The sequence below is a fragment of the Streptomyces sp. 8P21H-1 genome (genome assembly GCF_013302945.1).
On record NZ_JABTYA010000234.1, the window covers coordinates 1 to 12,836 of the forward strand.

Genomic DNA, 12,836 nt, shown 5'->3' on the forward strand with positions numbered 1-12,836 from the left:
CGGCACCCCGGAGCTCCGCCGCCCCGGCACCCCGGAGGGCTGCCGCCCCGGCTCCCGGGGGACCGCCGCCCCGGATGTCGTCCGCGGGTCCGGTGGGGGCCGTTCGCGCAGTTCCCCGCGCCCCTGAGGGGCGGGTTCGTGCCCCTGTCCTGCACCCGCGGCGTCCCTGAGGGGTGGGGCTGCGCCCCTGCCCTGCACCTGCGGTGTTCCTGAGGGGTGGGGCTGCGCCCCTGCCCTGCACCTGCGGCGTTCCTGAAGGGCGGGGCTGCGCCCCTGCCCCGTGACCGGGCGGTGTCCATAGCAGCTGACACTGCGTAACGCATGTCGGAACACGCCCTGTAGCCTCGTCATCCGCACACCCGTGACCCGAAGGAGCCACCACCGTGAGCCAGCGCACCCTCGTCCTCCTCAAGCCCGACGCGGTCCGTCGCGGCCTGACCGGCGAGATCATCAGCCGTATCGAGCGCAAGGCCGGCTGGCAGATCACCGCGCTGGAGCTGCGCACCCTGGACCAGGACACGCTGGAGCAGCACTACGGCGAGCACAAGGGCAAGCCCTTCTACGAGCCGCTGGTCGAGTTCATGGCCTCCGGTCCGGTCGTGGCGCTGGTCGTCGAGGGAGAGCGCGTCATCGAGGGCGTACGGGCGCTCGCGGGCCCGACCGACCCGATCGCGGCCGCCCCCGGTTCCATCCGCGGTGACTTCGGTGTGATCGTCCGCGAGAACCTGATCCACGCCTCGGACTCCGAGGAGTCCGCCGAGCGCGAGATGAAGATCTTCTTCCCCGGCCTCGCCTGACCGGTCGACCGGCCGACCGGCGTGGCCGCGCGACCCGCCCGCGCGGGTCCCGTGGCCACGCCGCGGTGAAAATCTTCTGAAGCCTTGTCAGACAAGTAGGTGTCCGGCCCAGGGTCCCGCAGAATGGTGGATGTTCACCGGCACACGCGTGCCGATCGGGGGAACGGATTCCCCCGATCGCCCGTCTCCAGGAGCGGGGCCGCGCGTCGTACGGTGACAATGGCGGAGACCCTCGCGCAGTGTTCGTGCAGGCGAGACTACGATGGAGTCTTCACGTCACAGCGCTCACCCTCGCCGTCCTGAAAAGCCATAAAAAGCTCCACTTGGGAAGGCCAGACGAATCCTGATGGGGAACTCAATGTCGTTCATCGGCCGTGACATGGCTGTCGACCTCGGGACCGCCAACACGCTGGTGTACGTCAGGGGTCGCGGGATCGTACTCAACGAACCGTCCGTCGTCGCGATCAACACCAACACCGGTGGCATCCTCGCGGTCGGCGCGGAAGCGAAGAAGATGATCGGACGGACGCCGGGCAACATCGTCGCCGTGCGCCCGCTGAAGGACGGCGTCATCGCCGACTTCGAGATCACCGAGCGCATGCTCCGCTACTTCATCCTGAAGATCCACAAGCGGCGCTACCTCGCCCGTCCCCGCGTCGTCGTCTGCGTGCCCTCCGGCATCACGGGCGTCGAGCGCCGCGCCGTCATCGAGGCGTCGTCCCAGGCCGGCGCCCGCCAGGTGCACATCATCGAGGAGCCCATGGCCGCGGCCATCGGCTCCGGCCTGCCGGTCCACGAGGCCACGGGCAACATGGTGGTGGACATCGGCGGCGGCACCACCGAGGTCGCGGTCATCTCGCTCGGCGGAATCGTCACCGCACAGTCCATCCGCGTGGCCGGCGACGAGCTGGACAACGCGATCATCCAGCACATCAAGAAGGAGTACTCGCTCCTCCTCGGTGAGCGGACGGCCGAGCAGATCAAGATCACGATCGGCTCCGCGTACGACCTCGACACCGACGAGCACACCGAGATCCGCGGCCGGGACCTGGTCTCGGGCCTGCCGAAGACCGTCGTCATCTCGGCGGCCGAGGTCCGCAAGGCGATCGAGGAACCGGTCAACGCGATCGTCGACGCCGTCAAGACCACCCTCGACAAGTGCCCGCCGGAGCTGTCCGGCGACGTCATGGACCGCGGGATCGTCCTGACCGGCGGCGGCGCCCTGCTGCGCGGCCTCGACGAGCGGCTGCGCCGCGAGACGGGCATGCCGATCCACATCGCCGAGGACCCGCTGGACAGTGTGGCGCTCGGCTCCGGCAAGTGCGTCGAGGAGTTCGAGGCGCTCCAGCAGGTGCTGGACGCCCAGCCACGCAGATGACGTAACTCTTCGATTCCGCCGTACGAGATGATCTCCTCTCGTACGGCGGATCGTTGATATCGAGGCATAAGCTCCCCCTACCCCCCGCGGGCCACGCCCTCCGGGCGCTCCGGGGTTCTTCGGGACCCAGGTGGGTGGGTCATACATGAATTCCGACGAGGAAGGCACGGCCGTCGCACGTGAGGGACACACGAGAGAGCCGGCTGCTCCTGGTGCTGCTGATCGCCATCGCGTTCGCCTTGATCACGGTGGACATCCGCGGGGGTGAGGACTCCCCGGTCGACGGCGCCCGTCGCGGTGCCGCCACGGTCTTCGGCCCGATCGAGGACGGGGTGGCCACCGCCGTCGACCCCGTCGGCAACGCGATCCAGGCCGTGCGGGACTCCGGTGACCGCCACGACCGCGTCACCCGACTGGAGCGCGAGAACGCCGAGTTGAAGGCGAAGCTGGGCAGCGACGAGCGCAACCGCAGCCGTGGCGCGCAGCTCGACAAGATGCTCAGGACGGCGGGCGCCGGGCGGTACGGCATCAAGGGCGCCGAAGTCATCGCCATAGGCGCGGCCCAGGGCTTCTCCTGGACCGTCACCATCGACGCCGGCGCGAACGACGGCATCGAACGCGACATGACCGTCCTCAACGGAGACGGACTGGTCGGCCGCGTCACCACCGTGGGACCGAACACCGCCACCGTGCTGCTCGCCAACGACCCCGATTTCACGGTCGGTACGCGCATGGAGTCCACCGACGAACTCGGCTTCGCCTCCGGCCAGGGCGACCGCCCGCTGCGGGTGGAACTGCTCAACGGCAAGGCCAAGATCAAGAAGGGCGACCGGCTGGTCACCTTCGGCTCCCAGGCCGACAAGCCGTTCGTGCCCGGCGTCCCCGTCGGCACGGTCTCCCGCGTCGACCCCTCCGGCGGCGACCTGACCCGCACGATCCACGTCACGCCGTTCGTGTCCTTCTCCAAGCTCGACGTCGTCGGTGTCGTCGTCCAGGCCCCGCGCAAGGACCCGCGCGACCCGGTGCTGCCGCCCGCGCCCAAGCCCACACCCAGGCCGACCGTGACCGTGACGGTCACGCCCTCGGCGGGCGCGCCCGCCGACGGCCTGCAGCAAGAGCAGTAGGAGCTGATCCCCCATGCGCTTCAACCGAATGCTGCTCTCCACGGCCCTGGTGGTCGTCGCCCTGGTGATCCAGGTCAGCGTCCTCGCCCGCCTGCACCTGCCGGGCGCGGTACCGGACCTCCTGCTGCTCACCGTCCTCGGTCTCGCCCTGGTCTACGGCCACGTCGGCGGCGCCCTCGTCGGCTTCGGCGCCGGTCTGCTCGCCGACTTGGCCCCGCCCGCCGACCACGCCGCCGGGCGCTACGCCCTGGTGCTGTGCGTCATCGGCTACCTCGCCGGACTCGCCAAGCCCGACAACGGCCAGCTCAAGTCCGCGACCGGCCCCATGGCCGTGGTGGTGGCCGCCGCGGTCGGCTCCACCCTCCTGTACGCGGGGGTGGGCGCCCTCGTCGGGGACACCGCCGCCCGCCATGTCGGCCTGGGCAACCTGCTGTTCACGGCCGCCCTGTACGACCTGCTGCTCGCCCCGTTCGTGGTCCCCGGGATCATGGCGCTGGCCCGGCGCGCGGAGAACGACCCGCTCGCCGACACCGGCGGCTCCGCGAAGTCGGCCGACGTCGCCCCGGGCCTGCTGTCCTCCGGCACGGGTCTGAGCCTCGGCGGCCGGCGCGGCGGCGGACTGAAGGCGAAGGCCGCCAAGGCCCGGATGGCCCGCGCGGGACGCATCAAGGGGGTCAAGCGGCTGTGACGACCGCGCCCACCACACCGGCCCACCGAACGGGCCGCACGACACCGGCCCACCGAACGAGCCGCACGACACCGGCCCACCGAACGGGCCGCACGACACCGGCCCACCGGACGAGCCGCACCGCGTCGGCCCACCGAACGAGCTGAGGGAGGAGAGCAGTGACCAACATCCCCGAGACCGGCCGGACCCCCCGGGTCCAGATCCGGCTCGTCGTCATCCAGATCCTCGTACTGTCCCTCCTCGGCACCCTCGGCGGACGCCTCTGGTACCTCCAGATCCGCAACGGCGACGAGTACGCCAAGGAGGCCTCCGGCAACCACGTCCAGCAGGTCGTCAGCCCCGCCGTGCGCGGCTCGATCCTGGACGCCCGCGGGGTGCCGATCGCCGACAACGAGACCCGCCTCGTGGTCTCCGCGTCCCGGACCGACCTGATGAAGATGAAGGACGACGGCGACGCCGTCCTCACCAAGCTCGCGGCCGTCCTCGGCATGAAGACCTCGGACGTCCTGGACAAGGTCCGGCTGTGCGACTCCAAGACACCGCAGCCCTGCTGGAACGGCTCGCCCTACCAGCCGATCCCCATCACCGACGAGGCCACGCCCAAGCAGGCCCTGCAGATCCGCGAGCGTGCCGAGGACTTCCCCGGCATTACCGCCGAGCCGCAGGCCGTCCGCCGCTACGCCGCCCCCGGCGGGGCCAACACCGCCCAGGTCCTCGGCTACCTCTCGCCCGTCACCGACGAGGAGATCACCAAGGCCGAGCACACCGACTCGCCGTACCTGCGCTCCGACCAGGTGGGCCGCTCGGGCCTGGAGCGCCAGTACGACAAGGAACTGCGCGGCAAGGCGGGCGTCACCCGCTACGAGGTCGACAACCTCGGCCGCGTCATCGGCCAGGCCGAGAGCGACAAGGCCCAGCCCGGCGCGAACGTCGTCACCAGCATCGACTCCCGCGTCCAGCGCGTCGCCGAGTACGAGCTGAACGAGGCCATGAAGGACGCCCGCAAGGAGCACGACCGGAACACCGGGGTGAACTACAAGGCCGACTCCGGCGCCGTGGTCGTCATGGAGAACGCCACCGGCCGCGTCGTGTCGATGGCCTCCAACCCGTCGTACGACCCGAACGCCTGGGTCGGCGGCATCTCCGGCAAGGACTACACCCGGCTCACCGGCAAGGAGTCCAACTACCCGCTCCTGAACCGCGCGATCCAGGGCCAGTCGGCCCCCGGCTCGGTCTTCAAGGTCATCTCGACGGCCGCCGCCATAAAGGCCGGCTACTCCTTCAACGGGCCCTACCAGTGCGGCGCCTCGTACTCCATCGGCGGCCAGGTCTTCAAGAACTTCGAGTCCAAGGGGTACGGCCCGATCAGCCTCGGCCGCGCCCTGGAGGTCTCCTGCGACACCGTCTTCTACAGCCTCGCCCACGAGCAGTGGAAGAAGGACGGCGGCATCAAGCCGAAGAAGGACGCCAAGGACTGGTTCTACCGGACCGCCCACCAGTTCGGCCTCGGCAAGGAGACCGGCATCGACCTGCCCAACGAGGTCAGCGGCCGCGTCCCCGACCGCCGGTGGAAGCAGGACTACTGGAAGGCCAACAAGGACGCCTGGTGCAAGTACGGCAAGAAGGGCGGCTCGTACGCCCAGCAGATCGCGTACGAGAACTGCCTCGAAGGCAACAGGATGCGCGCCGGTGACTCCGTCAACTACTCGATCGGCCAGGGCGACACCCTCGTCACCCCGATCCAGATGGCGACGATCTACGGGGCCATCGCCAACGGCGGCACGCTCTACGACCCGACCGTCGGCAAGGCGATCATCAGCGCGGACGGCAAGGACGTCCGGGAGATCAAGCCGAAGTCGCACGGGAGGCTGCCGATGTCGAAGCAGACCCGCGACGAGATAGACGGTGCCCTGGAGGGGGTCGCGACCCGCGGATCGGCCGCCTGGAGGTTCGGCGGCTGGCCGCAGGACGAGATCCCGATGCACGCCAAGACGGGTACCGCCGAGGTCTACGGCAAGCAGACCACCTCGTGGTTCACCACCTACACCAAGGAGTACACGGTCGTCATGACCATCTCCCAGGGTGGTACCGGCTCCGGCGCCTCGGCCCCCGCCGTGCGCAAGATCTACAACGCGCTGTACGGCGTCTCCGAGGACGGCGAGATCGACAGGAGGAAGGCGCTGCTGCCCACGCCGCAGAAGAGCCTGCCGAAGATCGAGAAGGACGGGTCGATCGACGCCCCGAAGGTCGGGGTCTACCCGCCCAAGGCCGACGAGCAGGCCACCGAGGAGGGGCAGCAGCAGGTGGCGTACGACGGCCCGGCCGCCACCGTGCCCGCCTCCGGCACGGGCACCAACCGGGCCGCCCGCAGGCGCCCGGGGAACCCGAAGGGCCTCAAGAAGGGGCGGAGGTCGCTCGTATGACCGGCGCGCACGGCTTCTCCGTCTCCGGGTACGGTCCCGAACGCGCCGGCTGGACCCGGCTGTTCGCCCGCGACTCCCTGGCCCGCAGGCTCGACTGGCCGATACTGTTCTCGGCCCTCGCGCTCTCCTTCATCGGCGCGGCCCTCGTCTACTCGGCGACCCGCAACCGCACCGAGCTCAACCAGGGCGACCCGTACTACTTCCTGTTCCGGCACCTGCTCAATACCGGCATCGGCTTCGCCCTGATGATCGGCACGGTCTGGCTGGGCCACCGCACCCTGCGCACGGCCGTACCGATCCTGTACGGCATCTCCGTGCTGCTGGTCCTGCTGGTGCTGACCCCGCTCGGCGCGACCATCAACGGCGCGCACGCGTGGATCGTCATCGGCGGCGGCTTCTCGCTCCAGCCCTCCGAGTTCGTGAAGATCACGATCATCCTGGGCATGGCGATGCTGCTCGCGGCCCGGGTCGACGCGGGCGACAAACCGTACCCCGACCACCGCACGGTCCTGCAGGCGCTGGGCCTGGCCGTCGTACCGATACTGGTCGTCCTGCTCATGCCCGACCTCGGCTCGGTCATGGTGATGGTCATCATCGTGCTGGGGGTGCTCCTCGCCTCCGGCGCCTCCAACCGCTGGATCTTCGGCCTGATCGGGGCGGGCGCGCTCGGGGCGGTCGCGGTCTGGCAGCTCAAGATCCTCGACGAGTACCAGATCAACCGCTTCGCCGCGTTCGCCAACCCCGAGCTCGACCCGGCCGGCGTCGGCTACAACACCAACCAGGCGCGGATCGCGATCGGCTCCGGCGGCCTGTTCGGCACCGGCCTCGGCAAGGGCTCGCAGACCACCGGCCAGTTCGTGCCCGAGCAGCAGACGGACTTCGTCTTCACCGTCGCGGGCGAGGAACTCGGCTTCGTCGGCGCCGGCCTCATCCTGGTCCTGCTCGGCGTCGTCCTGTGGCGGGCCTGCCGCATCGCCCGCGAGACGACCGAGCTGTACGGCACGATCGTCGCCGCCGGGATCATCGCCTGGTTCGCCTTCCAGTCCTTCGAGAACGTCGGGATGACCCTCGGCATCATGCCGGTCGCGGGCCTGCCCCTGCCCTTCGTCTCGTACGGAGGCTCGTCGATGTTCGCGGTGTGGGTGGCGGTGGGGCTGCTGCAGTCGATCAGGGTGCAGCGGCCCATGTCGGCGTAGGCGTTCCACTGGGTTCGGCGGGGTCCTGAGGGGCGCGGCGGGTTTCCGGGTGCCGGTCGTCCGTGGCTGAGCGCGCAGTTCCCCGCGCCCCCCAGGGGCGCCCCGCGGGGGCGCGGTTTCCCTTACCGTTCCCGGGGCCTAGATTCAAGTCATGGTGGACACGAAGCGGGAGATTGAGCGCAAGTACGAAGCCGGCGCCGGCACGGGACCGTCGAACCTGTCGGATCTGCCGGACCTGACCCGGGTCCGGGGCGTCTCGGCCGTCGTCGACCGGGGCGTCGTCGAACTCGACGCGACCTACTACGACACGGCGGACCAGCGCCTCGCCGCCGCGTCCCTCACCCTGCGCCGCCGCACCGGCGGCCACGACGCCGGCTGGCACCTGAAACTCCCCGTCTCCGACGGAGTGCGGGACGAGATCCACGCCCCGCTGTCCGACACCGTGCCGCCCGCCCTCACCGGCCTCGTCCGCTCCCGTACGCGCGACGCCGAACTGGTCCCCGTCGTCCGGCTGCGCTCGGCCCGCGACGTCCGCCACCTCGTCGACGGGTCCGGCGGCCTGCTCGCCGAGATCAGCCTCGACCGCGTACGCGCCGAACGGCTCAGCGGCGGCGACGGCACCACCGAGTGGACCGAGATCGAGGTCGAGCTGGCGGACGGGAGCGACCCCGCGATCCTCGACAAGGTGGAGAAGAAACTCCGCAAGGCCGGTGTGTCCCGCTCGGCGTCCTCGTCCAAGCTGGCCAGGGCGCTGAGCGAGACGGGCCGCAGGCCGCGCAAGGAGGCCGTCGTGGCGGCGGCGCCGGTCACCGCGGGCGACCACGTCCTCGCGTACGTCCGGGCCCAGCGCGACGCGATCGTCGCGCTCGACCCGGCCGTCCGGCGCGACGTCCACGACGCCGTGCACAGCATGCGCGTCGCCACCCGCCGGCTGCGCAGCACCTTCCGCTCGTACGGCGCCGTCCTGGACCGGACCGTCACCGACCCGGTCCGCGACGAGCTGAAGTGGCTGGCGGGGGAGCTCGGCGCCGACCGCGACCGCGAGGTCCTGACCGAGCGGCTCACGGCCGCCCTCGACGGCCTGCCGCCCGCTCTGCTCTCCGGACCCGTCCACGACCGCCTGCGCACCTGGGCCCAGGCCCGCAGGTCCGGCTCCCGGCACCGCCTCGTCGCGGTCCTCGACGGCGGGCGCTACCTGGACCTCCTCACCACCCTCGACGCGCTGCTCGTCACCCCGCCGCTGCGGAGCGCCGCCGCGGACACCACCGGGAAGACGCTCACGAAGGCGGTCCGCAAGGACTTCGCGCAGCTGTCCGGCCTGGTCGCCGAGGCCGTCGCCCTGGAGTCCGGGGAGACCCGCGACCTGGCGATCCACGAGGCCCGTAAGAAGGCCAAGCGCACCCGGTACGCCGCCGAGCTCGCCGCCCCCGTCCTCGGCGAACCCGCGAAGGAACTGGTGCGCGACATGAAGGCCCTCCAGAGCCTGCTCGGCGAGCACCAGGACAGCGTGATGGCCAGGCAGGCACTGCGCGACCTGGCCGACCAGGCACACGTGGCGACGGAGAGCGCCTTCACGTACGGCGTCCTGTACGGCCGCGAGGAACAGAGGGCGGCGACGGCCGAGGCCGCCCTGCCGGAGGCATGGGAGTCGATCCAGGGCGAGAGCGCCTTCTAGGCGGAGCCGCGCCTTTCAGGGGCGCGGGGAACTGCGCGCTCGGCCCCGACGGACCCGCGGCCGCACGACGACCGGTGCCCGGCGGGTCCCGCCCGGCCGGCACCCGCCGGCGGACGAACCGCACCCCCGGGCACGTTACGCTTGACAGTCACCCCTTGTCAGCTCACGAAGGTTCGCGACATGCCTGCCGAAGCCGCTGCGTCGGTGTTCCCACAGCTCGAAGCCCTGCTCCCGCATGTGCAGAAGCCGATCCAGTACGTCGGCGGAGAGCTCAACTCCACCGTCAAGCCCTGGGAGGCCTGCGACGTCCGCTGGGCGCTGATGTACCCGGACGCGTACGAGGTCGGACTGCCCAACCAGGGCGTCATGATCCTCTACGAGGTCCTCAACGAGCGCGAGGGCGTGCTGGCCGAGCGCACGTACAGCGTCTGGCCGGACCTGGAGGAGCTGATGCGCGAGCACGGCGTCCCGCAGTTCACGGTGGACGCCCACCGCCCGGTGAAGGCGTTCGACGTGTTCGGCCTGTCCTTCTCCACGGAGCTGGGCTACACGAACATGCTGACCGCCCTCGACCTGGCCGGCATCCCGCTGGAGTCGAAGGACCGCGGCCTCGACGACCCGATCGTCCTGGCCGGCGGCCACGCCGCCTTCAACCCCGAGCCGATCGCCGACTTCATCGACGCGGCGATCATCGGCGACGGCGAGCAGGCCGTGCTCGACATGACGGACATCATCCGCGCCTGGAAGGCGGAGGGCCGCCCCGGCGGACGCGAGGAGGTCCTCTTCCGCCTCGCGAGGACGGGATCGGTCTACATCCCCGCCTTCTACGACGTGGAGTACCTCGCCGACGGCCGTATCGCCCGGGTGGTCCCCAACAGGTCCGGCGTCCCGTGGCGCGTGTCCAAGCACACCGTCATGGACCTGGACGAGTGGCCCTACCCGAAGCAGCCCCTCGTGCCGCTCGCGGAGACCGTCCACGAACGCATGTCGGTGGAGATCTTCCGCGGCTGCACCCGAGGCTGCCGCTTCTGCCAGGCGGGCATGATCACCCGCCCGGTCCGCGAGCGCTCCATCACGGGCATCGGCGAGATGGTCGAGAAGGGCCTGAAGGCGACCGGCTTCGAGGAGGTCGGCCTGCTCTCCCTCTCCTCGGCGGACCACTCCGAGATCGGCGACATCGCCAAGGGCCTGGCCGACCGGTACGAGGAGGACAAGGTCGGGCTCTCCCTCCCCTCCACCCGCGTCGACGCCTTCAACGTGGACCTGGCGAACGAGCTGACCCGCAACGGCCGCCGCTCCGGTCTGACCTTCGCCCCCGAGGGCGGCTCCGAGCGCATGCGCAAGGTCATCAACAAGATGGTCTCGGAGGAGGACCTCATCCGGACCGTCTCGACGGCGTACGGCAACGGCTGGCGCCAGGTCAAGCTGTACTTCATGTGCGGCCTGCCCACCGAGACGGACGAGGACGTCCTGCAGATCGCGGACATGGCGATGAACGTGATCGCCGAGGGCCGCAAGGTCTCCGGCCAGAACGACATCCGCTGCACGGTCTCCATCGGCGGCTTCGTCCCCAAGCCCCACACGCCGTTCCAGTGGGCCCCGCAGCTCTCCGCCGAGGAGACGGACGCCCGCCTCACGAAGCTCCGCGACAAGATCCGCGGCGACAAGAAGTACGGCCGCTCCATCGGCTTCCGCTACCACGACGGCAAGCCCGGCATCGTGGAGGGCCTGCTCTCCCGCGGCGACCGCCGCATCGGCTCCGTCATCCGCGCCGTCTACGAGGACGGCGGCCGCTTCGACGGCTGGCGCGAGCACTTCTCGTACGACCGCTGGATGCGCTGCGCCGACAAGACGCTCCCCGCGTTCGGCGTGGACGTCGACTGGTACACCACCCGCGAGCGCACCTACGAGGAGGTCCTGCCCTGGGACCACCTCGACTCCGGCCTGGACAAGGACTGGCTCTGGGAGGACTGGCAGGACGCACTCGACGAGACGGAGGTCGACGACTGCCGGTGGACCCCTTGTTTTGATTGTGGCGTATGTCCCGCCATGTCCACCGAGATCCAGGTGGGCCCGACGGGCAAGAAGCTGCTGCCGCTGACGGTGAAGCAGCCGGTGGCCGGCGGGCACGTCCACTGAGTGGTTCCCGCGTCATGCGCCACGGAGGGGTGAAGCCGGTGGCGGCACGTTCGAGGACGGGCGCAGCGGGAAACCGCGGTGGTGGGTCCGTACGGACCGCCGGGAGCGGGCCGCTCCCGGCGGGAACCGTCCGCGGCCGGGACACGTACTCTAGGTAGGAGTACGACCGCACTCACGAAGGACTGAGCGACACTGGGCAAGCGACAGCCCGAAGGCCCGCCGCCCGCACCCGCGGTGCAGCGCATCCGACTGCGTTACACCAAGCGCGGCCGCCTCCGGTTCACCAGCCACCGTGACTTCCAGCGTGCCTTCGAGCGGGCGCTGCGCCGGGCCGAGGTGCCCATGGCGTACTCGGCCGGGTTCACGCCGCATCCGAAGGTGTCGTACGCCAATGCCGCACCCACCGGCACGGGCAGTGAGGCGGAGTACCTGGAGATCGCGCTCACCGAGCCGCGTGATCCCGAGACGCTGCGCGCGCTCCTCGACGAGTCGATGCCCGTCGGGCTCGACATCATCGACGCCGTGGAGGCCCGCACGTCGGGTCTCGCCGACCGCCTCACCGCGTCCGTGTGGGAGCTGCGCCTCGACGGCGTGTCCCCGGCGGACGCGGAGCGCGCGGCCGACGCCTTCACGGCGGCCGGGACCGTCGAGGTGCAGCGCAAGGCGAAGAACGGCATCCGCACCTTCGACGCCCGCGGCCCCGTCGCGAGCCTGGAGGCGCACAGCGCACCGTCGGCGGCACACGGCCCACAGGCTGATAGGCCGACCGGCCAGGCCTGTGCGATACTGCGGCTGGTTGTTCGGCACGTGACGCCTGCCGTTCGACCTGACGACGTCCTGTCCGGTCTCCGAGCTGTGGCCGACCTGGCGCCGCCGGTCCCCGCAGCGGTGACCAGGCTGGCGCAGGGGCTGTTCGATGAAGAGACCGGCACGGTGACCGACCCGCTCGCGCCCGACCGCGAGGCAGCAGCACCCTCCCCGGTTCTTTCCGGGGACACCGCAGTTGCCGCCGCGAAGGCGTCGGTGTAAGGAAGGTCCCGCGTAGGGACGTACGTCGAAGCGCCGCCCTGGTATCCGGGAGCCACCTGGTTCGGGCAGCGCACCGACCACAAGACTTTCGCCAGGCCGTACGCACACAGGGCGTACGGAACCGGCGAGACAGGACACAGAGAGCTCCCGTGCGGCGCCCGCGCCCCGGACGGCGGCACCGCGCAACGCGCGAGCCGCGGACGTCACCGGATCCGCGGCGCCCGGGAGCCTGACGGGAGATCCACCCGCATGCTCGAGCCCACCGAACCGACTGAGCCCAACGAGCCCACTGAGCCTCTCAGCGGGTCCGACCACGACACTCCCAGCGACACGCTGCCGCCGCGCCGCCGCCGTCGCGCCGCCTCCCGGCCCGCGGGACCGCCCTCG

General features: G+C 70.8%; 9 protein-coding genes. All 9 read left to right on the forward strand.

What is annotated here, in order from left to right:
- Nucleotides 1-383: 383 nt before the first annotated feature.
- Entirely contained in the window at nucleotides 384-797 is a 414-nt protein-coding gene (ndk, locus tag HO151_RS04465) for a nucleoside-diphosphate kinase (RefSeq protein WP_173894811.1), read from the forward strand.
- A gap of 358 nt (nucleotides 798-1,155) precedes the next feature.
- A complete protein-coding gene (locus HO151_RS04470; protein ID WP_081217257.1) occupies nucleotides 1,156-2,175 on the forward strand; it encodes a rod shape-determining protein in 1,020 nt (339 codons plus the stop codon).
- 179 nt (nucleotides 2,176-2,354) lie between these two features.
- Entirely contained in the window at nucleotides 2,355-3,299 is a 945-nt protein-coding gene (mreC, locus tag HO151_RS04475) for a rod shape-determining protein MreC (RefSeq protein WP_173894812.1), read from the forward strand.
- Nucleotides 3,300-3,312: 13 nt separating this feature from the next.
- Complete coding sequence (gene mreD, locus HO151_RS04480) at nucleotides 3,313-3,987, forward strand: rod shape-determining protein MreD (protein WP_173894813.1); 675 nt, start codon at nucleotides 3,313-3,315, stop codon at nucleotides 3,985-3,987.
- 158 nt (nucleotides 3,988-4,145) lie between these two features.
- A complete protein-coding gene (gene mrdA / locus HO151_RS04485; RefSeq protein WP_173894814.1) occupies nucleotides 4,146-6,410 on the forward strand; it encodes a penicillin-binding protein 2 in 2,265 nt (754 codons plus the stop codon).
- Nucleotides 6,407-7,606, forward strand: coding sequence for a rod shape-determining protein RodA (rodA, locus tag HO151_RS04490; protein WP_173894815.1), 1,200 nt, complete (start codon nucleotides 6,407-6,409; stop codon nucleotides 7,604-7,606). Before mrdA ends, rodA begins: the two co-directional genes overlap by 4 nt.
- 151 nt (nucleotides 7,607-7,757) lie before the next feature.
- The gene (locus tag HO151_RS04495) at nucleotides 7,758-9,281 is read left to right on the forward strand and encodes a CYTH and CHAD domain-containing protein (RefSeq protein ID WP_173894816.1); all 1,524 of its coding nucleotides are present in this window, start codon (nucleotides 7,758-7,760) and stop codon (nucleotides 9,279-9,281) included.
- A 180-nt stretch (nucleotides 9,282-9,461) separates the two neighbouring features.
- Complete coding sequence (locus HO151_RS04500) at nucleotides 9,462-11,420, forward strand: TIGR03960 family B12-binding radical SAM protein (protein ID WP_173894817.1); 1,959 nt, start codon at nucleotides 9,462-9,464, stop codon at nucleotides 11,418-11,420.
- 234 nt (nucleotides 11,421-11,654) lie between these two features.
- Entirely contained in the window at nucleotides 11,655-12,449 is a 795-nt protein-coding gene (locus HO151_RS04505; protein ID WP_173894818.1) for a TIGR03936 family radical SAM-associated protein, read from the forward strand.
- Nucleotides 12,450-12,836: the final 387 nt, after the last annotated feature.

What these genes read in the sequence shown, in the direction of transcription:
- HO151_RS04495 (WP_173894816.1), top strand. Translation starts at nt 7,758, where the DNA reads ATGGTGGACACGAAGCGGGAGATTGAGCGCAAGTACGAAGCCGGCGCC.
- mreD (WP_173894813.1), top strand. Translation starts at nt 3,313, where the DNA reads ATGCGCTTCAACCGAATGCTGCTCTCCACGGCCCTGGTGGTCGTCGCC.
- HO151_RS04500 (WP_173894817.1), top strand. Translation starts at nt 9,462, where the DNA reads ATGCCTGCCGAAGCCGCTGCGTCGGTGTTCCCACAGCTCGAAGCCCTG.
- HO151_RS04470 (WP_081217257.1), top strand. Translation starts at nt 1,156, where the DNA reads ATGTCGTTCATCGGCCGTGACATGGCTGTCGACCTCGGGACCGCCAAC.
- rodA (WP_173894815.1), top strand. Translation starts at nt 6,407, where the DNA reads ATGACCGGCGCGCACGGCTTCTCCGTCTCCGGGTACGGTCCCGAACGC.